At 62.0% G+C, this 26,027-nt stretch carries 20 protein-coding genes; 7 read left to right on the top strand and 13 right to left on the bottom strand.

What is annotated here, in order from left to right; genetic code table 11:
* Positions 1 to 96: 96 nt before the first annotated feature.
* On the bottom strand, positions 97 to 1,914 hold the full coding sequence (locus JV18_RS0113885) for a class I poly(R)-hydroxyalkanoic acid synthase (RefSeq protein WP_052072287.1): 1,818 nt from the start codon (positions 1,912 to 1,914) through the stop codon (positions 97 to 99).
* A 124-nt stretch (positions 1,915 to 2,038) separates the two neighbouring features.
* Between JV18_RS0113885 and JV18_RS0113880 the strand changes: the two genes are divergently transcribed.
* The 3 genes from JV18_RS0113880 to JV18_RS0113865 all read left to right on the top strand — a co-directional run bounded on the left by JV18_RS0113880 (position 2,039) and on the right by JV18_RS0113865 (position 5,476).
* Positions 2,039 to 3,262, top strand: coding sequence for an LL-diaminopimelate aminotransferase (locus tag JV18_RS0113880; RefSeq protein WP_033075545.1), 1,224 nt, complete (start codon positions 2,039 to 2,041; stop codon positions 3,260 to 3,262).
* A complete protein-coding gene (locus tag JV18_RS0113875; protein ID WP_033075544.1) occupies positions 3,262 to 3,744 on the top strand; it encodes a DUF2721 domain-containing protein in 483 nt (160 codons plus the stop codon). The genes JV18_RS0113880 and JV18_RS0113875 overlap by 1 nt, the downstream gene beginning before the upstream one ends.
* Positions 3,745 to 4,153: 409 nt before the next feature.
* Positions 4,154 to 5,476: a spinster family MFS transporter gene (locus tag JV18_RS0113865; protein ID WP_081944868.1), complete on the top strand. Its 1,323-nt coding sequence runs from the start codon at positions 4,154 to 4,156 to the stop codon at positions 5,474 to 5,476.
* A 76-nt stretch (positions 5,477 to 5,552) separates the two neighbouring features.
* Here the strand turns inward: JV18_RS0113865 and JV18_RS0113860 are convergent, their stop codons facing one another.
* Positions 5,553 to 6,017 (bottom strand): Lrp/AsnC family transcriptional regulator, encoded by a 465-nt coding sequence (locus JV18_RS0113860; RefSeq protein WP_033075542.1) that lies wholly within the window; start codon positions 6,015 to 6,017, stop codon positions 5,553 to 5,555.
* A 108-nt stretch (positions 6,018 to 6,125) separates the two neighbouring features.
* On the opposite strand from JV18_RS0113860, the gene JV18_RS0113855 reads away from it, so the two are divergent.
* Positions 6,126 to 7,340, top strand: a complete 1,215-nt coding sequence (locus JV18_RS0113855; protein WP_033075541.1) for a methionine gamma-lyase — start codon at positions 6,126 to 6,128, stop codon at positions 7,338 to 7,340.
* A gap of 315 nt (positions 7,341 to 7,655) precedes the next feature.
* Here the strand turns inward: JV18_RS0113855 and JV18_RS0113850 are convergent, their stop codons facing one another.
* From JV18_RS0113850 to JV18_RS14775, 3 genes are all read right to left on the bottom strand, one after another.
* On the bottom strand, positions 7,656 to 10,691 hold the full coding sequence (locus tag JV18_RS0113850) for a TonB-dependent receptor domain-containing protein (protein ID WP_033075540.1): 3,036 nt from the start codon (positions 10,689 to 10,691) through the stop codon (positions 7,656 to 7,658).
* Positions 10,692 to 11,005: 314 nt separating this feature from the next.
* On the bottom strand, positions 11,006 to 11,752 hold the full coding sequence (locus JV18_RS0113845) for a LytR/AlgR family response regulator transcription factor (protein WP_033075539.1): 747 nt from the start codon (positions 11,750 to 11,752) through the stop codon (positions 11,006 to 11,008).
* Entirely contained in the window at positions 11,749 to 12,915 is a 1,167-nt protein-coding gene (locus tag JV18_RS14775; RefSeq protein WP_052072286.1) for a sensor histidine kinase, read from the bottom strand. The genes JV18_RS0113845 and JV18_RS14775 overlap by 4 nt, the downstream gene beginning before the upstream one ends.
* A gap of 470 nt (positions 12,916 to 13,385) precedes the next feature.
* Between JV18_RS14775 and JV18_RS0113835 the strand changes: the two genes are divergently transcribed.
* Complete coding sequence (locus JV18_RS0113835) at positions 13,386 to 14,951, top strand: long-chain-fatty-acid--CoA ligase (protein ID WP_033075538.1); 1,566 nt, start codon at positions 13,386 to 13,388, stop codon at positions 14,949 to 14,951.
* 74 nt (positions 14,952 to 15,025) lie between these two features.
* Here JV18_RS0113835 and JV18_RS0113830 read toward each other — a convergent pair whose 3' ends face one another.
* The 6 genes from JV18_RS0113830 to JV18_RS0113805 form a co-directional block, all read right to left on the bottom strand.
* Positions 15,026 to 15,622, bottom strand: a complete 597-nt coding sequence (locus JV18_RS0113830) for a VOC family protein (RefSeq protein WP_033075537.1) — start codon at positions 15,620 to 15,622, stop codon at positions 15,026 to 15,028.
* Positions 15,623 to 15,694: 72 nt separating this feature from the next.
* Positions 15,695 to 16,342, bottom strand: coding sequence for a carboxymuconolactone decarboxylase family protein (locus JV18_RS0113825; protein WP_033075536.1), 648 nt, complete (start codon positions 16,340 to 16,342; stop codon positions 15,695 to 15,697).
* Between the two features lie 14 nt (positions 16,343 to 16,356).
* On the bottom strand, positions 16,357 to 16,758 hold the full coding sequence (locus JV18_RS0113820) for a nuclear transport factor 2 family protein (RefSeq protein WP_033075535.1): 402 nt from the start codon (positions 16,756 to 16,758) through the stop codon (positions 16,357 to 16,359).
* Complete coding sequence (locus JV18_RS0113815; protein ID WP_033075534.1) at positions 16,755 to 18,047, bottom strand: spinster family MFS transporter; 1,293 nt, start codon at positions 18,045 to 18,047, stop codon at positions 16,755 to 16,757. Before JV18_RS0113815 ends, JV18_RS0113820 begins: the two co-directional genes overlap by 4 nt.
* 189 nt (positions 18,048 to 18,236) lie before the next feature.
* Positions 18,237 to 18,959 carry a glutathione S-transferase C-terminal domain-containing protein gene (locus JV18_RS0113810; RefSeq protein ID WP_033075533.1) on the bottom strand — a complete coding sequence of 241 codons (723 nt, stop codon included), beginning with the start codon at positions 18,957 to 18,959 and terminating at the stop codon, positions 18,237 to 18,239.
* Positions 18,960 to 19,052: 93 nt separating this feature from the next.
* On the bottom strand, positions 19,053 to 21,311 hold the full coding sequence (locus JV18_RS0113805; protein WP_033075532.1) for a TonB-dependent receptor: 2,259 nt from the start codon (positions 21,309 to 21,311) through the stop codon (positions 19,053 to 19,055).
* Between the two features lie 115 nt (positions 21,312 to 21,426).
* On the opposite strand from JV18_RS0113805, the gene JV18_RS0113800 reads away from it, so the two are divergent.
* Entirely contained in the window at positions 21,427 to 21,939 is a 513-nt protein-coding gene (locus JV18_RS0113800; RefSeq protein ID WP_081944863.1) for a DUF3237 domain-containing protein, read from the top strand.
* 24 nt (positions 21,940 to 21,963) lie between these two features.
* Here JV18_RS0113800 and JV18_RS0113795 read toward each other — a convergent pair whose 3' ends face one another.
* Entirely contained in the window at positions 21,964 to 23,253 is a 1,290-nt protein-coding gene (locus JV18_RS0113795; RefSeq protein WP_033075531.1) for an adenylosuccinate synthase, read from the bottom strand.
* A 303-nt stretch (positions 23,254 to 23,556) separates the two neighbouring features.
* Here JV18_RS0113795 and JV18_RS0113790 point away from each other — a divergent pair, with 303 nt between their 5' ends.
* Positions 23,557 to 24,378 (top strand): alpha/beta hydrolase, encoded by an 822-nt coding sequence (locus JV18_RS0113790; RefSeq protein WP_443027806.1) that lies wholly within the window; start codon positions 23,557 to 23,559, stop codon positions 24,376 to 24,378.
* 409 nt (positions 24,379 to 24,787) lie between these two features.
* On the opposite strand, the gene JV18_RS0113785 is transcribed toward JV18_RS0113790, so the two are convergent.
* Positions 24,788 to 25,903: an ATP phosphoribosyltransferase regulatory subunit gene (locus JV18_RS0113785; RefSeq protein WP_033075529.1), complete on the bottom strand. Its 1,116-nt coding sequence runs from the start codon at positions 25,901 to 25,903 to the stop codon at positions 24,788 to 24,790.
* Positions 25,904 to 26,027 lie beyond the last annotated feature (124 nt).

Genomic DNA, 26,027 nt, shown 5'->3' with positions numbered 1-26,027 from the left:
GCACAATATAGAAGTCGCGGGAAGTTTTCAAGGGGAATTTTGTGCACTGCACAAAAAATCGGGATCCGCGTCGAAAATGGTTATAACCGGCGGATGTTACCGCTGCTTGACATAGCGGCCGGGGGCATCCTCAATCGCCTTTTTCTTCCCCTTGCCGGGGATGCGTGCGCCCTTCACCGGGACCATCGTGTCGGATTGTCCGCGAAGCCATTCGATCCAGTGCGGCCACCAGCTCCCCTTGGTTTCCTTTGCGCTGGCCAGAAACTCGTCGAGTGTGGCCGCCTCATTATCGCCGGTCCAATATTGATATTTGTTCGCGGCGGGGGGATTGACCACGCCGGCAATATGCCCCGATCCCGCGAGCAGAAAATGGCGCGGCCCCGACAAATTGTCCATCAGCCGCCAGACGCTGGCGAGCGGGGCGATGTGATCCTCTTTCCCCGCCTGAATATAGGCAGGCGTACGGATTTGGCGCAGATCAATCGGGGTGCCGCATACCGACAGGCTGCCAGGGCTCACCATGCGATTGTCGCGATACAGGTCGGTCAGATATTGCTGGTGCCAGCGCGCGGGCAAATTGGTGACATCGCCATTCCAGTACAGCAGGTCGAAAGACGGATAATCATTGCCCAGCAGGTAATTGTTGACGACATAATTCCAGATCAGGTCGCGCGCGCGCAGGCTGTTAAAGGTCGCCGCCATATAGCGCCCGTCGAGATAGCCCTGCGCCGACAATTGCTGGAGCAGCGCCAGATAGGCATCGTCGACGAATAGTTTCAGCTCCCCCGCTTTTTCAAAATCCACCTGTGCGGTGAAAAAGGTCGCCGATTGGACTTTGTCCGCTTCGTCTTTGGCGGCAAGCATGGCGAGGGTCGCAGCCAGCGTCGTGCCCGCGACGCAATAGCCGATGCAATGCACGGCGGGGACGTCCAGCAGGTCACGCACCGTGTCGATGGCATCGACTTGCGCGGCGACATAATCGTCCCACACGACATCGGCCATCGTTTCGTCGGCGGATTTCCATGAAACCATGAACACCGACACGCCCTGTTCGAGCGCCCATTTGACGAAGCTTTTCGCCGGATTGAGGTCGAGGATATAGAAACGGTTGATCCACGGCGGAAAGATGATCAGCGGCGCCGCCAGCACCTCATCGGTCACAGGCTGATAATGGATCAGCTGATAAAGGTCGGTTTCGTGGACTACCTTGCCGGGGGTGGTGGCGATATTGACGCCGACTTCAAAGGCATCGGGATCGACATGGCTCAGCTGCCCGCGTGCCAGATCGCCGAGCATATGGCTCAGACCTTTCAGCAGGCTTTCGCCTCGCGTTTCCACCGCGCGGCGGATCACTTCGGGATTGGTCAGCGCCAAATTGGTCGGCGACAGCGCGTCGGCGATGTTGCGCGCGGCAAATTCGAGGCGGGCGCGGGCAGCCTCGTCCAGCCCTTCGACCCGCTGCGTGCTTTGGAGTAGCTGATCGGTCATCATACCGTAAGTTTGACGGATCATCGCAAAGACCGGATTTTGCGTCCAGTCGGGGTCTGCGAAGCGCTTGTCGCGCGGCGGCGCGGCGATGCCTTCTTGCGAAGCTGCTTGCGGAGCAAAAAGGGGCTGGGCGGTCGCAAGCGATGACCAGAAGGCAAGGCCCTGTTCCCACATTTTGGCGTTCTGTTCGGCCCAAAGCTGGGTGACGGGATTCTGGAGCCAGGTTGACGGATCGAGGGCGGGCAACCTTTCCGCCGCTTTCCCTGCCTGTTCTGCGGTGGCGGCGAGATGGTCGATCATCATCCGCTGCGCGCGAGTCATCACCTCAGCCCAATGGTCGAGATCGTCCGGCGAAGGGAAATAGGCGGCGGCGGTCAGCAGGTCGGTATCGCTTTCCTGTCCTGCATCTTGCCGTGTGTTATCCATTTCCGTTCTCGCTGGTCAGAGTCGATATTATGCCTATAACAATCTCGCGGACGGCTGGCGAACTTTCCGGTACGCGAGCCCCCTTTAACGAAGATTCAACGAAAAGGAGTTGTTCTAGTTTCCCATGTCAGACGATGAATTCTATCGCATCAAGCGCCTGCCGCCCTATGTCATCGCCGAAGTGAATGCGATGCGAGCGGCGGCGCGCGCGGCGGGAGAGGACATTATCGACCTGGGGATGGGCAACCCCGACCTGCCGCCGCCCCAGCATGTCATCGACAAATTGTGCGAAGTCGCGGCCAAGCCCGACGCCCATGGCTATTCACAGTCAAAGGGCATTCCGGGGCTGCGCCGCGCGCAGGCCAATTATTATGCCCGCCGCTTCAATGTCGAACTCGACCCCGAAAGCGAAGTGGTGGTGACCATGGGGTCAAAGGAAGGGCTGGCGAGCCTCGCCACCGCGATCACCGGCCCCGGCGATGTCGTGCTGGCGCCGAACCCCAGCTATCCCATTCACACCTTTGGCTTCATCATCGCGGGCGCCACGATCCGCAGCGTGCCGACGACTCCCGACGAGGCCTATTGGCGCGCGCTCGATCGCGCCATGGCCTTCACCGTCCCGCGTCCGTCGATCCTCGTCGTCAATTACCCGTCGAACCCGACGGCCGAGGCCGTCGATCTCGCCTTCTACGAACGGCTGGTGGCCTGGGCGAAGGAAAACAAGGTCTGGGTCCTCTCGGACCTTGCCTATTCCGAGCTTTATTATGACGGCAATCCGACGCCTTCGATCCTGCAGGTGCCCGGCGCAAAGGATGTCGCCATCGAATTTACCTCCATGTCGAAAACCTATTCGATGGCGGGGTGGCGCATGGGCTTTGCGGTCGGCAACAAAAGACTGATCGCGGCGATGACGCGGGTGAAATCCTATCTCGACTATGGCGCTTTCACCCCGATTCAGGCTGCCGCCTGCGCCGCGCTCAACGGGCCGCAGGACATTGTCGAGCGCAACCGCGAACTTTATCAGAAGCGGCGCGATGTCATGGTCGAAAGCTTTGGCCGTGCCGGATGGGACATTCCCAGCCCGCCCGCGTCGATGTTCGCCTGGGCGCCCTTGCCGCCCGCGCTCAAGGATATGGGCAGCCTTGAATTTTCCAAGCAATTGCTCACCCATGCCAAGGTCGCGGTCGCGCCCGGCGTGGGCTATGGCGAGGATGGCGAGGGTTTCGTCCGCATCGCCATGGTGGAAAATGAGCAGCGCATTCGTCAGGCCGCGCGCAACATCAAGAAATTCCTGTCGATGCACGGCATCAACGCGGGTTCCGCATCGGCGGCGGGCGGCCGGGGATAATGTCGCTCGACGCGAGCGCGATTGCGCAGACGATCCAGCTGTCGGTCACGCCGGTTTTCCTGCTGGTGGCGACCGGCAGCCTCCTCAATGTGCTTACGGGCCGGTTGTCGCGGGTCGTCGACCGCTCGCGCGTGTTGATGGACCGCTGGGCGGAGACCGAGGGCGCCGAGCATGAAAAGGTGGTCGCCGAATTGCGCTGGGCCGACCGGCGCATGGATGTGATCAACAATTCGATCGGCACCGCGGTCGCCTGCGGCATCGTCGTCTGTGTGCTCGTCGCGCTGCTTTTCACGCAGGCCTTTACCGGCCTCAATCTCGCGGTCGCCGCCTCCTGGGCCTTTGCGCTCGCCATGCTCCTGCTGCTTGTCTCGCTCATCCTCTTCCTTGTCGAGGTCCGCATGGCCATCCGCGCCATCCACGTCCCGATGGAGTTAATGGAAGTGGAAGAAATGGGCTGGCAACGCCGCCAACGCCGCCGCTGACGTAGCTGAGGGGATTTCCTTGCCTGCCGTTGATTCCCCGGAGACAGGGCAAGGCGCGCGGCAAAGCTTTCTATCACGGTATAGCCTGCGAAAAATGGCAGGCCGCTCCTTCTGGTCCTTTGAGGGCCCAGAGGAGCAGGTCTCTGGGCCTGGGCCGCTGGTGGTCACCTTCGAGCTGGAGAATCGCAGCTCGTCTGCCAGGAAAGGCAGGAAGGGCGCGCGGCCTGACAGCACTGGCAAAGCCGGTGATCAGGACAAGACAGGGGCCGTAAACCGCGCATAGGAAAAAAAATCTCCTGACGCTGTACGCCGCCAGCCGTAGCGGCAATTGCAACTCCCTTATCCCTATGCGCGGGGCGGGCGTTGACACCGCGCGCCGCGCTTGCTCCCATGGGCTTGGGAGAAAAAGATGAACGATAAATACGCCCCCATAGAGGGCATAAGGTCGCCGACCGAAAATGATGTTTCCGCCAGCACCCGCACGATGCTGTGGATCCTGTTGATCGTCTATATTTTCAATTTCCTTGACCGCCAAATCGTCAACATATTGGCTGAACCGATCAAAGCCGATCTTAACCTCAGCGATACACAGCTGGGTTTGCTGGCCGGCCCGGCTTTTGCGGTTTTTTATGCGTTGCTGGGCATTCCCATCGCCCGCTATGCCGACAGGGAAGGGACGAACCGCGTCCGGCTGATCGCGTTGGCTCTCGCCATCTGGTCGGCGATGACGGCCGTTTGCGGCCTTGCTCAGAATTTCGTGCAATTGCTGTTTGCGCGCATCGGTGTCGGTGTTGGCGAAGCGGGTTGCACCCCGGCGGCGCATTCGCTGATCAGCGACAGCGTTCCGGCAGAAAAACGGTCCTCGGCCATCGCTTTTTATGGCATGGGCGTGCCCATCGGATCGCTGCTCGGCCTAATCATCGGCGGGATCGTCAATGATCTTTATGGGTGGCGCATCGCTTTGATGCTTGTCGGCGCACCGGGCCTGTTGCTTGCGCTGATCCTGCTCCTTGTGCTGCGCGACCCGCGCTTGAGTCGTCCACAGGAAATTGCCAAGGCGGCGGCGGACGCCGCCCCTGCGCAGCTTTCGACGCGGGAGGCCATGGGAGAGATCCTTGGTTCGCGTGCTTTCGTGTATATTCTGATTGCTGCGTCCGTCACCGCTTTTCTAAGCTATGGCAAGGCGCTCTGGACGGTCAGCTTCTTCATCCGCAGTCACGGTTTTTCGACGACCGAGGCCGGGCTGTCGATGGCGGTGGTGCTGGGGCTGGCGGGGGTTGCTGGAACCTGGTTGGGGGGGAAGTCCGCCGACCTGTTGGGCAAGCGGGATAAAAAGCATATTCTCACCCTGCCTGCTTATGGCATGGCAATTGCGGCGCCCTTGCTCTTCCTCGGCTATTATATGGAGGAATGGTGGGTCGCGGTAGCGTTGCTGATCGTGCCGACGGTGCTCAACACCGCTTATTATGGTCCCACCTATGCTTGTGTGCAGGGACTGGTGCGTCCGCAGGGACGAGCCGTCGCGGCGTCGATCATGTTATTCGGCCAAAATCTGATCGGCCTCGGCTTTGGCCCCTTCCTGTTCGGTGTGCTGTCCGATCTGCTGGCGCCAACCTATGGGCAGGAAAGCGTCCGCTATGTTCTTTATGGCGCGGCGTGGCTGGGGCTGATCCCGGCTTTCTTCTTCTGGCGCGCCAGCCTGCGGCTCAAGGATGAATTGAAAAGCGGCTAGGTCAGCCTGCTTTCCGATGCGGCGGCTCTTCCCTTTCGGGCCGCTGTTCATCGCCCGTACGCTCCGCCGCTGATATTCAGGGGCGGGGCGTCAAGGGCAGGGAATGTCCCTGTTTGACCACGCCATAGGCCAGGCTGGTGTCGATCGAGGCGATACCCTCGATGGCGTGCAGTTTTTCGCGCACAAAATGCTCATAGCCGTCGAGATCGCGCGCCACGACGCGGAGCAGATAGTCGATCTCCCCCGTCATCAGGAAGCAATCGATAATCTCGTCAATCGCCCCGATTGCGGATTCAAATCCCTGCACCGTGACCTTGTCGTGGCGGCTGAGTTTGATTCCGACAAAGACAGTGATAGGAAAGCCCAGCGCCTTTTGATCGACCAGCGCCGTATAACCCGTGATCACCCCCGCTTCCTCCAGCAAGCGAACACGCCGCAAACAGGGGGAGGGTGAGAGATTGACCTGTGCGGCGAGATCCTGGTTGCTCAGCCGACCATCGCGCATCAATGTGCCGATAATCTGATAATCCTTGCTGTCCACGGTATCTCCCTGGCAGTATCTTCTACAAATTCTGCCATCTATGGCATATATCGGCAGCACCTGCCAACATGCTTCTGCTAATCTGACGGTATTTGGGAGGAGCTCTTCATGCCGTCGATACCGCTTTCGGGTTTTGCCAGCCGCGCCATTCATGCCGGCTATGATGCGACCGCTCACGAAGGGGCGCTTGTTCCTCCGCTCCACCTGTCCTCCACCTTCACCTTTGAAACGGCAGAGGCGGGGGCCGAGATTTTCGCGGGTGAACGGCCGGGCTATTTTTACAGCCGCATTGCCAATCCGACGCTCGACCTGCTCGAAACGCGCATGGCTACGCTGGAAGGTGCCGAAGCGGCGGTCGCGACCGCATCGGGCATGGGGGCGATTGCGGGTGTGCTCTGGACCTTTCTGAAGCCGGGTGACGAGGTGATCGTCGACAAGACGCTCTATGGCTGCACCTTTGCCTTCATGCGTCACGGCCTCGCGCGTTTCGGGATAAAGATCACCCATGTCGATATGACCGATCCCGACAATCTGCGCGCTGCAATCGGCAAGGATACGCGCATCGTCTATTTCGAAACGCCCGCCAATCCCAATATGCGCCTCGTCGATATCGGCGCCATTTCGGCGATCGCGCATGACCATGGCGCGCGCACGGTGGTCGACAATACTTATGCGACCCCGGTGCTAACCCAGCCGATCATGCTAGGGGCGGATATCGTCGTCCATTCGGCGACCAAATATCTGGGCGGCCATGGCGATCTGGTGGGCGGTATCGCGCTGGGACGCGCGGAGGATATGCAGCAGGTGCGGCTCGTCGGGATCAAGGATATGACCGGCGCGATCATGGCGCCGTTCAACGCGATGCTGGTGCTGCGCGGCCTGAAGACACTAAAGCTGCGCATGGCCGAGCATAGCCGGTCGGCCGGTTTGGTGGCAGAAGCGCTGGCCGCGCATCCGGCGGTGGCAGCGGTCCATTACCCGGGGCTGGCGAGCTTTGCTCAGCATGATTTGGCGCGGCGGCAGATGCCGGGCTTTGGCGGCATGATCGCCTTTGAACTGCACGGCGGCTATGCGGCCGGGGTGGCAATGATGAACCGGTTGCAGCTGGTACAGCGCGCGGTATCGCTGGGCGATGCCGAAAGCCTGATCCAGCATCCCGCCAGCATGACCCATTCAACCTATAGCGAAGAGGAGCGCCGCGAACATGGCATCGCCAACGGGCTTGTTCGCCTGTCGGTCGGGCTGGAGGAAGTGGAGGATATCCTCGCCGATCTGATGCAGGCGCTGGAACAGGTCGCCGCCCCGGTTACCGCCCATGCCTGAAAAAGGGCGGGGCGGTCCCGCGGAACCGCCCCTGCTGCCGGCTCAGGGACGAACCGACCGCGGGTCGATGCTGCGGCCTGCGACAATATGGCGGTCGCGGGTCGCGTTGAGGGGCGGGCGCCTATCGGGGTGCATCCACCTCTTCATCGACAAGATGAAAATGGCTCAGGAGCTGCGGCTTTGCAGCCTCCCTGCGACCAAGGCCGGCGGGGGTCGACCAATCGACGAACAACGACGGCGGCGCGATACAATTTAATCGGGCAAAAAAGGGGGCGGTAAATACCGCCCCCTTCCTTGCCCGGTGCTGGCCAGTGATCAGAGGCTGACCTTGGCGCCGATGCGGAAATAGCGGCCCATGATGTTGGGACCGGCCCATGCCGGATTATACCCATAGAGATGATAGGCTGCGTTCGGGTCGAACGGCGGCTTGGTATCCAGCAGGTTCAGGATATTGGCATAGATGGTGAAGCGGTCGCCGATCTTTTGGGTGGCCGTCAGATCCACATTCCAGATGGATTTGGAACGGCAGGCAAAGGGCGTCCCGTCGGGATAGGCAATGGCGCCGGCATCGACAGCGCTTTCGCAATCACCCGGCACCGCGTCGAAATCGACCTGAGCCACATCATATCCGCTGGTATAATAGGCGGTGGCGCTGATCGTCGTGCCGCCAAAGGCCAGCGTGTTCTGCCAGCTTCCGCGCCATTGCGGCGAGCCGGAGCAGGAGGTGACGTTGCAAGGGCTCAGCGTGCCTTCATATTTTTGCGGATCCTGCGCCTTGCCGGTGACGGGATCGACCAGCGTCAGGTGATTTTTGTCGAGATAGGACGCCTCGAATGAGGTGGTGAACCGTACATCGTCGGTCAGGTCGAAACGGGCGTTGACGCCAAAGTCGATCCCCTGAACCAGCTGCCGGTTGGCATTGGCATAGGAGGCCTGGATCGTCCCGATATGCGGCAGGGCATTGGGATTCGCCTGATCGGGTGCCCCGGGGGTGACGATGATACCCGGAATATTCACCACGCCATTATTCTTGTAATAGGCGGCGAGTACCGGACCGATATCGCTGACCCCGACAATCTGGTCGCGAACCTTGATCCGCCACAGATCGACGGTGAAGCTGACATTGGGCAGCGGTTCGAAAATGGCGCCCAGCGTTATATTCTGCGATCGTTCGGGCGAGAGTTCGGGGTTGCCGACGCTCGTCAGACCGACCGAGAAGGGGCTGGAGGCATAGGCATTATTGCCATGCGCCGCGCAGAATTCGGCATAGGTGGTGCAGAAGGTGCCGCCGCCCTGCGACACAAAGCCCGTCGTCGGCAGGCCGAAGGCTTCGTTGAAGCTCGGAATACGGAAGCCCTTGGACCAGGTGCCGCGCAGCGCGATCTGCGGGATCGGCGTCACCTTCACCCCGACCTTGGGCGAGAAATTGCTCTGACCCGTCGAATAGCTGTCATAGCGGCCTGAGAAATTCATCTCCAGCTGGTCAAAGACCGGCGCACTGATTTCCCCGAAGGTGGAGAAAACATTGCGGCTACCCGCCGTGCCTACCGCATTGATGACATAATAGCGATCATAGGGATGCGCATCATTCTGCGGGTTGGCGCTGGGGGCGTCGATCGATTCCTGGCGATAGGCAACGCCGAGCGCTGCCTCCAGCGGACCGCCCGGCAGTTCGGCGAACGAACGAGTGACGTTCGCGGTCGCCTGCCAGAGGTTCGAGACCGAGTGGGTCACATTGGTCGGCATGATATAATCCCAGACGTCGTCCGGTGTGGCATCGGGATTGGCGAAGTTGAACGTGCCGCGCGCGACAACATCCATGATCCGCTGCGGAATTGCATAGCCGTTCTGCGTGCGGGTCAGCGCCACATTCGATGCGGTGAACTCTGCCGAATAGCGCCAGTCGTCGCCGAACGAACCGGTCAACCCGATGGCCCCGCGCAGCGAACGCGTCGATGTTTCGTCGGTGGTCGGCCGGTCGGGCGCAAAGAAGAGCTGCGCCGTGCGCCCCGAAGCTGCATAGGGATTATAGGGATTGAGCACGCCATTGGCCGCGGTGCAGCCGGTGTCTACGCCGTTCAGCGTGCCCTTGCCGGTGGGGCAGACATAGACGGGCGCGATGACATTATAGACGACGGCGCCGCTGCGGGGCGAGGTTGGTCGATCGGTCCAGCCGCGCGGCGCGGAGGAGGCGAAGGTCCGCGTCTTGTAATAATTGCCCATCGCATAAAGCTGGTGATCATCGCCGATATTGGCGGTGAAGCGCCCCGAAAAGCCGAAGCGTTCGATTTCGGGCTGCAGCATCGCATATTCGCCAACCGCATTTTGCGTGCACACGCGGCCGTCGGCAGGCGCGGTGACCGCCTTGGCGATCTGGTCGGGGGTCAGCTGCACCATATCCCAGGGCCCGCAGCCGCGTGCGGCGTTCAGAAAGGCGAAGCGCCCATTGCCAATCGCACCGCCGGCATCATCAACGGGGCGAACCATGGTGATGCCGGGTATCGCCCTCAGCCCGTTGAAATAGCCATTGGGGCTAACACCATTGGGATTGAGGTTGCGAAGGCAATTGACGCTGTCACCCTTGCAATAGCGGCTCCAGTCGGCGGTGTTGAAGGGATAGCCGCGATCGCGCGCCCACAGCGCGTCCTGATATTGATATTCGCCGCTGATATAGAAATTGAATCCCTGGTCGGAGAGGCTGCCATAGCCATAGGTCAGCTCGGCCTGGCGTTCGCCCGCGTCGCCGCGCTGCGACAGACCGGCGGACACATGGCCGTGCAGCCCCTGAATTTCCTTTTTGGTGATCACGTTGATCACCCCGGCGACAGCGTCGGCGCCATAGGTGGATGAGGCGCCATCGCGCAAAATCTCGATCCGCTCGATAATCGCATTGGGAATGGTGTTGAGGTCTACGAAATTGCGCTGGCCGTCGTCGGCCAGCGGATAGGAGGCCATGCGGAGCCCGTCAAAAATGCTCAGCGTCGACTGCACTGTCAGACCGCGCAGCGATACCGCATTGGCACCGGCGGCAAAATTATGCCCGGCATTCCAGCCCTGGGTGATCGTTCCTGCATTGCCCGCCGACACGCGCTGCAAGGCTTCCGCGGCGCTGTTGAGCCCGCGCTCCTGCATCGCCGTTGCCGAGAGCACGGTGACGGGGGAGGGGGTCTCGGCATTGGTGCGGCGGAAGAGCGAGCCGGTGACGACGATCTCGTCACTGCTGGCCGCGTTTGCGCCGCCATCGAGGTCAGATGCGTCCACGGCCTCCTGTGCGAGCGCGGGAGAGGCGGCAACCCACAGGGCCGCAGTGCCGCCCAAAAGCTGCGCGAGCAATGTCGTTCGATTTTTCATTATCATCCCTTTTTTCCTTTTCCTCTGGGTCCGCCCCCGGCCCCTGTCCCGCAGGAGTGCGTAAAAGGCCGGGAGCGGGGCGGATTGGCGAGGTCGTTGGGGTGCCGCGCTTTGCCGCCAGCCTTCTCTGCGCCAATTTGCCGCGAGCGGGACGGCGAAGGGACGAAGGAGGAATCCTCCGCTTTCAAACGGTGAAAGGCGCTCATGGCGCGACGAAAATGTCAGGGCACACGTCAGCGCGCATGGGGCAGCATCCCCTTGGCGAGTCGGCGCAAGGGTCCCAGCAAACCGATCGTCGGAGAAAGGGTGAGCGCTTAACTCAGGTTGAGCTGGGCCAGTACCTGTTTGACATAAGACGGTCCCACCTGAATCACGATACCGTCGCGCAGGATCAGGTTGAGATTGCCGCGTCCGGGGCGTTCGATTTCCTGAACGAGCGACAGCCGGACGAAGCTGGACCGGTGCACGCGGAACAATTGCGCGGGATCAAGCTGTTCTTCGAGCATGTTCATCTGCGCGCGGTGTAGATAGCTGCGCGTGGCGGTATGCAGCATGACATAGTCGCGCGCGGCTTCGATCCATTCGATTGCGCTGATGCTGAGCCGCACCTGCCCGCCGCGCACCGCGACCCAGATTTCGTCGATATAGGGGGATGGCTCGCGCGCGGGCGCGGCGCTGTCCCCGGCGCTGCGGCTTAACCGGACGCGCCGCTGCGCGCGGGTGACGGCAGCGCGCAGCCGGTCGAACCGGACCGGCTTCAGCAGATAATCGGTCGCATCCACTGCAAAGGCGTCGGGCGCAAAATGCTCAAAGGCCGTGACGAAGATAATCTCGGGCCGATTGTCGATATCCAGATCGGCGGCGAGCGCCATGCCGCTGCCCCCCGGCATCTGAATGTCGAGGAACACCAGATCGGGCGCCAGCGCGGCGATGCGTTCCATCGCCTCGCTCGCCGAATGGGCGCTGCCGACAATCTCGACCTCTTCCAGCGTGCCGAGCAGATCGGTCAGGCGGTCGATGGCCAATTGCTCATCATCGACAAGGAGGACGCGCAGCTTCATGGCAGCGGCGACAAAAGGCGATGGGGAAGGCGAATGGTGGAGGAAAAGCCGCTTGCGTGACGGTTCGTCTCCAGTCGCCCGCGCTCGCCATATAGCGCTTGGAGCCGCTCGCTGATGTTTCGCAGGCCAATGCCGGTGCCCCGGCGCGACGGAGTGCCGGACCGGCCGTCATCCTCGACCATAAGCCAAAGTTCGTCGTCCTCACGCCGCGCCTCGATGCGAATGGTCACGCGCGCGCTTCGCTCGGCCACGCCATGTTTGACGGCATTTTCCACCAGCGGCTGCAGGATGAAATGCGGTACCTCGCAATCGCGCAGGGCGGGGGGACAGACAATGTCGATGGCCAGCCGGTCGCCGACGCGGATTTGCTCAATCGCGAGATAGGCGGAAATCGTCTCCAGTTCCTGTTCCAGCGTCTGGCCCACATTTTCGGATTCGAGCGTGACGCGCAGAAAATCCGACAGCCGCGACAACATCTCTTCGGCCTGCCCGTTGCGCTGGGTGATGACCAGCGATGAGATGGAGTTCAGTGTGTTGAACAGGAAATGCGGATTGAGCTGGTAACGCAGCGCCGCGAGCCGCGCCACCGTGGCGGCGTGGCGCGCCTCTGCGGCGGCAATCCGTGTCTGCTGCAACTCGCGGTCGCGCATGCGGTGCAGCGCACTCTGCTCCAGCGTCCAGAAGGTCATGGCGATGAGCGAGAATTGCAGCGCAAAGGCCGCGAAATTATCGGCAAACCGCGCGCTGTAAGGAAAAGGAGTCCAGGAGGAGAGATTGCCTATGGCGCTCACCAGGTCAAACACCCCAATATCGACGAAGCTTTGAAGTGCGCTGATCGCGATGGTAGCGGCTGCAACTTGCAACATGGCCCGCCGCCTCGGTCTGCCAATGATCCGCGCAATCCCGGCGAGTAGCAAGATAGAAAGCAGAAAACCGCTCAGCCCCGACAGCATATATCCGGCCAGGCCGAGCGGGGAGACGTCGCTGGTCAGCAGAATATAGGGAGCGGTATAAAGGACAACCCATATGACCCAGATCGCACCGATCAGATAGAGCGTCGAACGCCTTTCGCGAAAGAGCGAAGGAATGAAGAAACCCTTCTTCTCATCTCGCGGCAAACCCCCGCTATCGAGGGGTATATCGGAAAGGGACGTGTCGCCCATGTCGCCTCCTGTTCGCCATATCCGGCGCAAAAGGGCAAGCGTCATTTGTCGGGCTTTCGCCCCCGGGCGGCCCGACGGCGGTAACCGCCGCAGCATTGGAAATGCGGCCAGTGCATGTCCGGTCTTTTCCGCATGGTCATATGTAGCGCCAGTGAAGCCATAGCCTCGCAGCCGCGCCGCCTTTCTGATCATTCTCCCGTCCTCCGAAGGCTAGCCCTTCCCGCGCAGGGAATGATGCACCCATGGCATCCTGTTCAGGCTAGCGGCCGGCTGCGCGAATGGGGTATGGAATCGGACTAAGCCCGCCCCTGATGCGACGAAGTTGACGGATCAACGCCAGCGTTTCTCCAAGTTTCCTTTCAAATTTGATCTAGCCAAACAATTAATTAGTATTCTATCTATTTTGCATCTCAAGCGAGTCCACAGGCAAGGGAGCGCGCATCGAGACGCGCGGAAGAAAGGGAGAGGCGATGATCGATCTGGAGGCAATCCACACGCTGGCGGATATTCCCGCCGCACAGGCGCGGGTGCAGGGCGACGCCATTGCCATCAGCTATGGCGCGCGCGAAACCAGCTTTGCCGCACTGGACTGCCGCTCGAACCAGATTGCCCATGCGCTGATCGCCGCAGCGGTCAAGCCCGGCGACCGGATTTCGGTACTCAGCAAAAATCACGATGGCTGGTATCCGCTATTTTTCGGGACGGCGCGTGCGCGCGCCTGTCTGGCGCCCATCAACTGCCGCCTCGCCGGGCCCGAGATCGCTTTCATATTGGAGGATGCGGCACCGAGAATCCTGTTCGTGGGAGAGGATTTTTTCGAAGAGGCCCTGGCGGCGATCGCGAAGATGAACGCCCCGCCGCAGCTCGTCGCGCTTTATGGCGCGCACCCCGCCTTCACGCCGCTGGACGAATGGATCGGCGATGCAAGCGGGACTGCGCCACCCGACAAACCCCAACCGGGCGACGATGTGTTGCAGCTTTATACCAGCGGCACCACCGGGCGGCCCAAGGGGGTGGTGCTTGGCAATCACAATTATCGCCGCTTCCTCGAAATGGCGAGCGAGGTTGATGGCTTTGCCTATAATCAGGGCGAGACGGTGATGATCGTCATGCCGCTGTTTCATGTCGCGGGAACCAATGTCGGTTTTTCCGGGCTGGCGCAGGGTGCGCGGCTGGTGCTGATCAAGGATTTTGTCGCCGCCGACGCGATTGAGACGATGCGGCGTGAAAAAGTGGCGCACGCCTTTCTGGCGCCTGCGATGATCCAGATGATGCTGCAGCAGCCCGAAGCAGTGGCGGAGCCCTACCCGGCACTGCGCTCGATCGCCTATGGAGCTTCGCCCATTGCCGAGGATGTGCTGCGCCGCGCGCGCGCGACCTTTGGCTGCGGCTTTGTGCAATTTTACGGCATGACCGAATCAACGGGCGGCGGGACCTATCTTTCACCCTCGGCGCACGACCTGCCGGGCAAGCTTACGTCGTGCGGCCGGGCATGGCCGGGGACCGAACTGGCCATTCTGGGACGCGACGATCAGCCGCTAGGCGACGGCGAAATCGGCGAAATCGCCATTCGCGGCGATATTGTGATGAAATATTATTGGAAGCGCGAGGCGGCAACGCGCGAGACGCTGGCGGGTGGATGGCTCCACACCGGCGACGTCGGTTACCGGGACGCCGACGGATTTTATTTCGTTCACGACCGCATCAAGGACATGATCGTGTCGGGCGGCGAAAATGTCTATCCGGCGGAAGTCGAAAGCGCGATCATGGGCTGCCCCGGCGTCGCCGACGTCGCCGTCGTGGGCGTTCCGGACGCGAAATGGGGCGAAGCGGTCAAGGCGCTGATCGTCCCGGCGCAAGAGGGCGCGCCCGATCCCGCCGCCGTGATGGCCTGGGCGCGCGAACGCATCGCCGCCTATAAGGTACCCAAGAGCGTGACCTTTATCGAGGCGTTGCCCCGTAACCCCTCGGGCAAGGTACTGCGCCGCGAATTACGTGCGCCCTATTGGGAAGGCCGCGGCCGCGCGGTGGGCTGAGGCGCTTCTTCCCCCCCCCAAAAAAAAAAGGCCCGGCGTGGGGCCGGGCAGTTTATCCTTGCAGGAAAAGCGGATCAGGCCGTCGCTACCGCCGCGCGCCGCGTAACCAGACCCTCACGCTTCGTGCCATCGGCCTGCACCGGATCGTGCGCGACATCGCTGTCGTCAAATTCGCGGGTCCAGGCGGCAAACTCCAGGCACACGCCATCGGGATCGAAGAAATAGACCGAACGCACATAGACATCGTCGTTCATTTCGGGCGAGTTCTGGGTCGGCGAATTGTCATGGTTCAGGATCGGGGTGACCGCGATGCCCTTGTCGACCAGCCGCTGATGATATTCCTCGAAATGTTCAGCGGGGACATTGATCGCGATATGGTTCATCGACCCATGGGCCGAAGTGAAATTGCCCTGCGTCGGGAGCGCCGCGGGCGCGGCGATGCCCGGTGCGGCCTCGGGCGCTTCGGCGAACCAGAAAAAGGCGATGCTGTCGCCATTGCCGACATCAAAGAAGAAATGCTGACCGCGCCCGCCGGGCAGGTCGAGCGTTTTGATCAGCGGCATTCCCAATATGTCGCGATAAAATTCGACGGTGCGCGCCATATCCTTGCACACCAGCGCGAGGTGATTGACCCCGCAAAATTCAAATTCGCTGTTGGTCGCGGCCATCATCCATCTCCTCAAATATTCTGTTTATTCAGCAATTCTGCCAGATTTTGCCCATACCGTCAACTTTATTGACGATTAATCGGCGGCTGGGCGCGGTGCACTCAGGAAGTCGGCGGCGTCAAAGCCTTCGGGCGCGGCAACTTCGACGATCGGATCTTCGCGCGCATCATATTCCATCCTTAGCGCGCGCGTGATCACGGCATGCATGTCGTAAAGACAGGTGATGTAGGTGAATTCGAAAATCTGCTCATCGTCCCAAAAGCCTTTGAGCTTGTCGAATATTTCCAGCGGCACACGGCCCCCACCTGCGGTTAGGCAGTCGGCATAGGCGAGCACCGCGCGTTCCTGCTCGTCATAGCAGTCGGCGACCGTCCAATGAGCGATGGCGGCGATTTTCTCTTCGCTGACGCCCAGGCCGCGCAGCGACTTGCAATGCTGGGAAAAGACGAACTGGCTGCCCTTGACCCATCCAGCGCGCGTCTGTCCGAGTTCGCGCAGCACCGGGTCGATCCGGCGCGCCGGGTGGCGATAGACGGCAAAGCCATCGACGGCATGTTTGAAAATATCGGGCGCGAGCGCGAAAACGGTCCACCAGTCGCCGGGTGTGCCCGTGGCCGTGCCGGGCTCGGTCACCGGATCGCGGTCGCCGAACAGCCGGTCATAATAGCGAAGCACGGTTTCGTCGGTGACTTCCGAACGGGGAACCTGGCGCAATACGGGCATGGAATAGTCTCCGTTTAAGCCGGTGAGGCCGCGGCGAATTTGCGAAATTCAGCAACATGCGCGGAATCGAAATATTCGTCGAGGCGGACGATCCGGTCATTTTCGACGCGGCAGATCACCGCACAGGGCAGGCGCACCGCGCCATCATCATGGGTGCGGCGTCCGGTCAGCACATGCTGCTGGACAAAGCCGCCGGGAAAGAAGGCCAGTTGCCGGTCGGCATAGCGGCGATCCTTGATCCGCGCGACCATCCCGGCCAGCGTCACCGACGTCTGCTCAACCGTGACAATCCTTTCGTCACTATTATGCCAGATCTCGGCATCGGGTGCGAAACAGGCGCGCATGGTGTCGATATCGCCTGCCTCAATGGCATCGAACAGACGCGCGGCCAGCGCTCTCATGGCGGTTTCGGTCATTCGGCAAAGTCCCCATCCAGATGGCGCGTCATCGCCCATTGCGCGATCCCCGCGGCCACGGCGAAAGGCATCAGCGCCATCAGCGCCCAGCGCAGACTGTCATCACCATATGCGGGCTTCAGCGCGTCGCTGACCATTCCGGCGAACAGCGGCCCCAGTCCCAGTCCGACGATGTTGAACATCAGCATCAGCACCGCCGCCGCGGTGGCACGCGAACGCGGCGCGGTGAGGTTCTGCACCAGCGCCAGCGCGGGAGCGATATAGGCGGTGCAGGCGACCATGGGGATCAACAGCAGGGCGAGCGACCATTGCCAGCTATCGACCAGCAGCGCGGCAATAAAGGTTGGCACCAGTACCGCGGTCGCCAGCGCGGGAATGGCGCCATAGGCTCGCGGCGAACGCCGGGCGATCCGGCTGACCAGCCAGCCGCCGCCCAATATGCCAATGCCAAAGGTGATGCCCGCCGCGGGCGCGAACCAGCTCGCCATGGCGTCGAGGGGCATTCCCTGCACCCGCATCAGAAAGGCGGGAATCCAGTTGAGCATCCCATAGCTGACAAAGGCAGCAAGCCCGCTGCTGATCATCACCATGCGCAGCGAGGGGCGGCGGGCGAACATGGCAAGCGTCTGGCCGATCGGTACGGCGGCATCGCTGGCCGACGCGCCCCGGTCCATCTGCCCGCGTGCCGGTTCGCGCACCAGCCAGATGAGCAGCGGCGCGACGATAATGCCGACCAGTCCGATCACCACAAAGGCGCCGCGCCAGCCGATATTCGCCGCAGCCCAGCCGCCGAAAGCGGCGCCGACGAACACGCCAAAAGAGCCATTGAGCGTGAACAGGCCGATGGCGAAGGGCCGGCGGTCGGCGGGATAATAATCAGCAATGACCGAGAGCGAGGGCGCAGTGCCCCCCGATTCCCCGGCGCCCACGCCAAAGCGCATTAGTGCCAGTTGCCAGAAGTTCGACACCAGGCCGCAGGCGGCGGTAAAACCGCTCCATACGATACAGGCGATACCGATCAGCCTGATCCGGTTCCAGCGGTCGGCGATCATCGCGACCGGAATGCCCATGGCGGCATAGAACAGCGCAAAGGACAGGCCGGTAAGCAGGCCGAACTGCGTGTCGCTGAACTGCATTTCGGCGCGGATCGGTTCGACCAGCACCGACAAGAGCTGACGGTCGACGAAATTGATCGTCCCGACAAGGAACAGCATGGCAAGCGCCAGATTTCGGCGCGTAGTGAGCCCTGCGGGGGCGCCCGCTTCATCCCAGGCAGCGGCGTTCGGCATGTCTCTTCCCACCTATTTTGTTCTGATCAAAAATACTTAGATATTTAAGTTTATCTGTCAATATCGTTTACGAAGCGAGGGCGCGGTGGGACAGGTGGCACGCGATGGTGGTGACGGGCGCGGGTGCAGGGGGTTATGTGGCCGGATCGCGCGGCAAGGGAGAAGGCGTCCGACCCCGGCGATGGCCGTTTATGCACCGCTCTGCCGGGTCGGTGCCTTCCACATATTCTGGCCGAACAGATTGGACCATTGTTCCTCGTTCAGCACCGGGCGCGCGCTGGACAAATTGGCGCTGTTCCCGACATTGGTGCCCGCCTGCACGGCGGGCCGCTCGCCTACCCGATCGAACCAGCGGCGGAGCGCCGGATAATCATCGAGGCAGAGGCCGATCGCCTGCACGGCGCGCGCCCAAGGCCAGGTGGCGATATCGGCAATCGAATATTCTTCGGCCAGAAAGGACGCTTCGGCCAAGCGGCGATCAAGCACATGGAGCAGGCGGATCGTCTCGTTGCGATAGCGGGTGACGGGATAATCCTGCCCTTCGGGCGCATAGCGAATGAAATGATGCGCCTGTCCCTGCATCGGGCCAAAACTGGCCATCTGCCACATCAGCCATTGCTGCGCCATTGACCGGCGGCGCGGATCGACGGGAAGCAGTTCGCCGCTCTTTTCGGCCAGATACAGAAGGATCGCGCCCGATTCAAAGATGGACAGCGGCAAGCCGCCGCCGATTGGCGCATGGTCGACAATCGCGGGCAGGCGGCCATTGGGATTGATGCGGCGATACTCGGCCGTCAGATGATCGCCCTTCAGCACATCCATTGAGAGGAGGCGGTGTGCCAGCCCGATCTCCTCAAGCATGATCGACACCTTGTGACCATTGGGGGTGGGTGTGAAATAGACGTCGATCACCCTCCGATCCCCTGTCCTGATAGGCGATATGGCTGGGACGTGGCCGGTGCAGCCGACCGATAACAGCGGCCACGTCCCCTGACAGGTAAAGGTTCAGAATTTGAACCCTGCCTCCAGTGCGATATTGCGCGTCGGTTCCAGATAGAGGATCGCGCGCGAGACCTCGGTGATTGGCCAGGGCAGGTTGAAAGCGCTGCCCACCGTCTTTTCATTGGTCAGATTCTTGCCGACCAGCGCCAGATGCCAGCGGTCATCCTGATCGGCCACCTGCACGCGCAGATCGAACTTCACATAGCCGCGCTGCACCCCGAAATCGGGGCTCTGATTGTCCGAGTTGAAATATTTGCTGCGTCCCGCTGCAATGCCGGTGATGTCGAGCTTGAGATCGCTCGACAGGTCGAAACGCGCATGGGCGGTCACATTGCCGGTGAATTTCGACGAATAGGCGAGCGGATAGCCCGCCAGATTATTATTGGCGATGCTGGTCGGATCGTTCGGGTCGCAGCTTCCGTCGGCCACTTGGGTCGCCAAGCAGGCCGCGCCCGGATAATCATCATATTTGATATCCGAATAGGCGCCCGATGCGCTGATGTCGAAATTGGGCGACAGATAAAGGGCGAGCGAGCCCTCCAGCCCCTTCGACGTCGCGCTCGCGGCATTGCCGGTCAGATAGCTCGATGTCTGGGGTCGATAGACCGACACCTGCAGATCCTTGAACTGGGTGTGATAAGCTGACAGATTGGCGACCAGCTTGCCATCGAACAGCGTCGATTTGATTCCGGCCTCGAAATTCTCCGATTTTTCGGGTTCAAAGGCGAAGGTGGCGTTGGTCGTCCCCAAAGTGTTGCTGACGAAACCGCCCGATTTCGATCCGCGTCCCCAGGTGGCATAGACCATCACCCGCGGTGCGACATCATATTGCAGCGTGACCGAAGGATCGACATTGCCTTCGCTCAGCGAGCCGTCCGCCGAGGAAATGGGACGCAGCGCAAAGGGACCATAAATGAGCCGCGAGGCAAAATCGGCTTTCTTCTTGGTATGGGTGTAGCGCAGGCTGCCGATGGCGCGGAAGGCGTCGGTGACATTCAGCGTGCCCTGGCCAAAGACCGACCAGCTTTCGGCCTTTTGATTGAAGCGGCTGTCGATCCGGCCAAGATAGGGATTGCCGAACAGATTTTTGATGTCGAAACCCTGCTGCATGTCCAGCCGATAGGTCGACCGGTCATAATAGACCCCGGCAATAAATTCGAAGGTCTCGCCCACGGGTGAGAGGATACGCAATTCCTGGGAGAATTGGTCAAAACGTTCGGGATAGCTGTTGTAGACCGAATTATTGGTGACCGCGCCCCCCCCGCCGGGGATGGTCTGGTCAAAGCCGTTGATGATATTGGCGTCGAACCAGCTGTAGCCAGTCACCGAGGTCAGCGTATAGTCGCCGAGCGCGACATTGCCGACGCCGGAAAGCATGACCGACTCGGTGGCGGTGCCTTCCTGCCCCAGTGGCGACTGTTCCAGATAGCGGGTTTCGCCCGGATGCTGTCCGCCGGTCAGCGGGTTGGACACCGTGATGCCGCCGACCACATCGCGGTTCGCATATTCGGCCTTCACCGTATAATCGAAATCATTCGACGGTTCCCAGCGCAGCGTCAGGCGAGCAAGCTGCTGCTTGATTTCGGGATCGTCATGGCCGGTGGCAAGATTGCGGATATAGCCGTCCTGCTTCACCAATTTATAGGCAAGGCGCGCGCCCAGCGTGTCGCTGATCGGGCCGGACACATGGCCTGAGATATCGATGCCTTCATGGTCGAAATTATACAGGGCGGTAAAGGCGCCTTCGGGGGTTGCGGTCGGTCCCGCAGACACGACGCTGACCGCGCCCGCTGCGGTATTTTTGCCGAACAGCGCGCCCTGCGGCCCGCGCAGCACCTCGACCCGTTCAAGATCGAAAAAAGGCGCCTGCGCCTGTCGCGAACGCCCCGCATAAACGCCATCGACATAAAGGGAGACGGACTGGTCAAAAGCAAAATTAGCCGGCGGCGACCCAAAACCGCGAATATAGATGACATCATTGCCCGCGGTGGACTGGACAAAGACGTTCGGCGCGTAATTCATGACCGATTTTATGTCACTGGCATTGAAGTCGGAGAGCTTTTCGCCGCTCATCACTTCCATCGAAATGGGGACGTCCTGCAGATTTTGTTCGCGCTTTTGCGCGGTGACGACAATTTCGGCATTGGTGGCGCTGCGCGCTGCGGGTGCCTGGTCTTCGGCCTCTTGCGCAATCGCTGGTGCTGTGCCCGTCATCGCGATGAGTGCGGCGCCCGATGCGAGAATCTGTGTGCGAACCTTCATCCATCCCTCCCCTGTCTGACGGTGCCCCAAAATCCCATAAGACCCGTCAATTTGATTGACCCTTAGCATACTAATTGTTTTATCCTTGTCCATAGCATTGCGAAGGAGAACGAAAATGACGTCAAACCACCGTGCCCCTGAACCCACCAAACTGCCGTTGAATCACCGTTATTTATGCACGGCGGAGTTTGAAGTGGGGGGCGGGCTGATCGGCATTGGTGCTGCGCCTTTTGGCGACATGCGGATGGGATATGTCACCGGCGGCCGTTTTTTCGGCCCCCGAGTCGCGGGGCGCATCCTGCCGGGCGGTGGCAATTGGTCGCGCGGCGGACGGCTGGGCGACGATGTTGCGGTGGGGACGTTCGATGCGCGCGCCGTGTGGGAGGCCGATGACGGGGCGCTTGTCTATGTCACCTATGGCGGACGTACCCGCATTCCCGATGCGGTGCGCGAAAAATTCGCCGATCCCGCCCAGCCGCCGGTCGATGCGGGCGATTATTATCTGCGCATTGCGCCGCTGTTCGAAACCGCGAGCGAGCGCCACGGCTGGCTGAATGGCGTGCTCGCCGTCGGGGTGGGTGAGCGCACGTCATTCGGCGTGCGCCACCATATTTACGAAATCCTCTGAACCGCGCGGGTCGGACGCTGTCTGTCAGTCGCTGAACGGGTCGCGGATCAGGATCGTATCGTCGCGTTCGGGGCTGGTCGAAACGAGCGCGATGGGCGTTTCGATCAGTTCCTGGACGCGCTGAATATATTTGATCGCCTGGGCGGGCAGATCGGCATAGCTGCGCGCGCCGGCGGTCGATTCCTTCCAGCCTTCCATTTCCTCGTAAATCGGCTCCACCGCAGCCTGATCGGCGGCGTGGGCGGGGAAATAGTCAAGGATCTTGCCGCGCAGCCGATAGCCGGTGCAGATGCGGATGGTGTCGAAACCGTCGAGCACGTCGAGCTTGGTGAGCGCGATGCCGGTGACGCCCGACACGGCGCAGCTTTGGCGCACGAGCACGGCGTCGAACCAGCCGCAACGGCGCTTGCGCCCGGTGACGGTGCCAAATTCATGGCCCCGCTCGCCCAGCTTTTGGCCGGTATCGTCATCAAGCTCGGTGGGGAAAGGGCCGCTGCCGACGCGGGTCGTATAGGCCTTGGCAATGCCCAGCACGAAGCCGACCGACGAAGGCCCAAGCCCCGAACCCGATGCGGCGGTGCCGCTGACGGTGTTCGAACTGGTGACGAAGGGGTAGGTGCCGTGGTCGATGTCGAGCAGTACGCCCTGTGCGCCCTCGAACAAGATGCGCGCGCCCGCCTTGCGGACCTTCTTGAGCCGCTTCCACACCGGCTGTGCATATTCGAGCACGAAGTCGGCGATCTCGCGCAGTTCGGCGACGAGCGCGTCGCGGTCGATCGGCGGCTCGCCGAAACCGGCGCGCAGCGCATCATGGTGCGCGGTCAGCCGGTCGAGCTGCGGTTCGAGATGGTCGAGATGCGCGAGGTCGCACACGCGGATCGCGCGGCGGCCGACCTTGTCTTCATAGGCGGGGCCGATACCGCGGCCCGTCGTGCCGATCTTGCCCGCGCCCGCGGCGGTTTCGCGCAGGCCGTCAAGGTCGCGGTGAAAGGGCAGGATCAGCGCGCAATTGTCGGCAATGGCGAAATTTTCGGGGTTAATTTTCACCCCTTGGCCGCGCAGCTTGGCGATTTCGTCGCGCAAGGCCCAGGGATCGAGGACGACGCCATTGCCGATGATCGACAGCGTGCCCGTGACAATGCCCGAGGGCAGCAGCGACAATTTGTAAACCTGTTCGCCGACGACCAGCGTATGGCCGGCATTATGGCCGCCCTGAAAACGGACGACGGCGTCGGCGCGGCTGGCGAGCCAGTCGACGATCTTTCCCTTGCCCTCGTCGCCCCATTGCGACCCGATGACGGTAACATTTGCCATGATGCTGTCCTGCTGAAACGGGTTTTGGACCCGGCGCGGCCTTAGCCTATTTGGCCGCAGAGGCAAGGGCGCCTGACATGAAAATGCGACATTTGGCGCGCAGCTATCCGGTTTGGGAGGATTGTTTTTCGCGCATTGCTGTTCGCGCGAACCCAAATTTTCGGGGAAGGAAAATTCATGCGCAGCCCGCGCCCTTATGTCGGCTTTGTCGCCCTCATGGCCTTTGCTGTCACCAATATTGCAGCGCCGGTTCCCTCTGCCGACGCGCGCGAACGGCTGCGCGACCGCCTGCGTGACCGCATCATGGAACGCATGGGGGCCGACACGGCGCCGAAGGCACCGGGGAGCGAGACAATCGCCTATGGCGCCGACCCGCTCCAGACCCTCGACATCTGGCGCGCCCGCGATGCGAACGGCCCGGCGCCGCTGATCATCTTTGTCCACGGCGGCGGTTGGAAGCGCGGCGACAAGGATAATGCGACGGGCCGGTTCAAGGCGGTGCATTATCCGGGCCAAGGCTATGCCTTTGCGTCGATCAACTATCGCCTTGTCCCGGCAGCGACCGTCGAGCAGCAGGCGGCGGACGTGGCGGGCGCGGTGCGCGCGCTCGTCGACAGGGCGGCGGTGCTGGATATCGACCGGCGGCGCATCGTGCTGATGGGGCATAGCGCGGGCGCCCATCTGGTCGCGCTCGTCGCCACTGACGAGCGCTATCTCAAAGGCGCAGGGCTGTCGTTCGCGGATATCGCGGGGGTAATCCCCATCGACGGGGCCGCCTATGACGTCCGTGCCCAGATGAACGACGGGCCGCCGATCATGCGGCAGACCTTTGTGCAGGCTTTCGGAACCGATCCGGTGCGGCAGAAGGCCTTGTCGCCGACGGTGCAGGCGGCTGCGCCGAATGCCCCTGCCTTCCTGCTTCTTTACGTTCAGCGGCCCGATGGGGTGCGGCAGGCGAAAGCCCTGGGGACCGCGCTGGAAAAAAGCGGATCGCGCGTCGAGCATGGCAGCTTTCCCGGCGAAGGGTTGAAGGGGCATGCCGAGATCAACCGCCGCCTGGGTGACCCGGCCTATGCCGCAACAGCGCGGGTCGATGCATGGCTGAAACGGCTATTTGCCCGATAGGGCGTTATTTAGCGTTGAAAAGAGACGCTTTTATCGAACGGGCCGTTTCAAAGTTCAGTAAAGTTCAGCCCTGTGCAATTTTAGGCGGTCGTCTTCGCTTTGGCCTGTCTCGGCAGATCGGTCCGCGATGCTGTGTCCACATATTGAAAGAGCCGGGGTGAAGGCTGGCATGGCCGGAGGCTGTAGGACAGCATTATCGGGGCGGGCGGCATCGGGCTGATTGTGCGGCCTTTGGGATAGGTTGCGCGTGGGGGGATGGGGCGGTGCATGGCGGTGGTGGCCATGGATCCCGGATCAAGTCCGGGATGACGATGGGGGGCGGGACGAGCGGGAGGACAGGGGCTTTCTCCGGCGGGCCTGTGTCTTTCGCGGCCTTCCGGTCTTTGCTGCCCCGCAGCTTTGACCCTGCTTACGCTTCGACGGGGCCGTCGGGGCCGAGGGTGTAGGCGCAGCCGAGCCGTTCGGCGTCGTCGGTATCGGTCAGCGCCGCGACGGTGTGCCAGCCGTCGGCGCGCAGGCTTGCCGCGAGGTCGGCGTCGTGGCCGAGCGGCAGGAAGATGCGGCGTTCGCTTGGGGCCTCCATGCCCAGCCCGGCTTCGATCAGCGGGTCGGGATAGAGGGAAAAGCCGGTCGCGGGTTCTTCCTGATCTTCGCCCACGGGAATGGCATAGGCGCCGCCGCGCCCGATGGCGTCGCCAAAACCCGGCGCAAAAATCGAAAAGCCGAACCAGCTTTGATAGGCAAAGCCATGGCGTTCGGTGGGGTCGAGGGTCAGATTGGCCCGGCCCTGAATCGCGGCGGCGATTTTTTCCAGTGCTTCGATCCGGCTGGCGAGCACCCCGGCGGTGTCAAACGCGCGCAGTTCGGCAATGGCAGCGTCAAAGGGGCCGGCGGCGTGGAGAAGCGGCAGATAGGCCTCTGCGCCCAGCCGCATCAGTGCGCCGGCATCCTTGGCATCGAGCGCATCGCGCAGCGCCTGCCGGTCGGCCGGCGCCGGAAGCGGCCCGTCGGCGAGCAGGTCGACGACATCGGGCAAGGTGAAATCGAGCGTGATCGCCTTGATTCCCGCGGCTTCCAGCGCCTCCAGCGCGACGATGACAATTTCATGCGCGGCGGCGACGCTGTCGCTGCCGATCAATTCCGCGCCGACCTGAAGCATTTCGCGCGCGGGGCGAAGCTGGCTTGCGCGCAGCTTCACCACCTGTCCCGCATAGCAGAGGCGCAAGGGGCGGGCGGCGGCGGCGAGCAACGAGGTGGCAATGCGCCCGACCTGCCGCGTGATGTCGGGGCGCAACGCGAGCGTGCGCTGCGACACGGGATCGGTGAAGCGGAGCAGGTCGCGCGCGGCGCGCTCGTTATTGCCGCCCAGCGTTTCGCGAAATTCGGCGAGGGGCGGGGCGACGCGGCCATAGCCATGCGCGCGCATCGCATCGACCAGCGCGCGGGTGACGCGCGAGGTGGCCTCGGCCTGTTCGGGCAGGCGGTCGCGGAGGCCTTCGGGCAGCAGGGCAGGGGCCTTGATCATCTGTTGGGCCTTAGGATGGTCGCGAGGCGAGTTCAACAAATCTCCCCTCCCGCTTGCGGGAGGGGCAGGGGGTGGGCATGCGGCGATGCGATGCCCACCCCGCTGCGACTAGGGCGCCAGCGCC

The organism is Sphingopyxis sp. MWB1 (assembly GCF_000763945.1).
Taxonomy (GTDB): Bacteria; Pseudomonadota; Alphaproteobacteria; order Sphingomonadales; family Sphingomonadaceae; genus Sphingopyxis.
The sequence above is the reverse complement of the archived record's forward strand: the minus strand, read 5'-3'. Positions and strand labels throughout refer to the sequence as shown.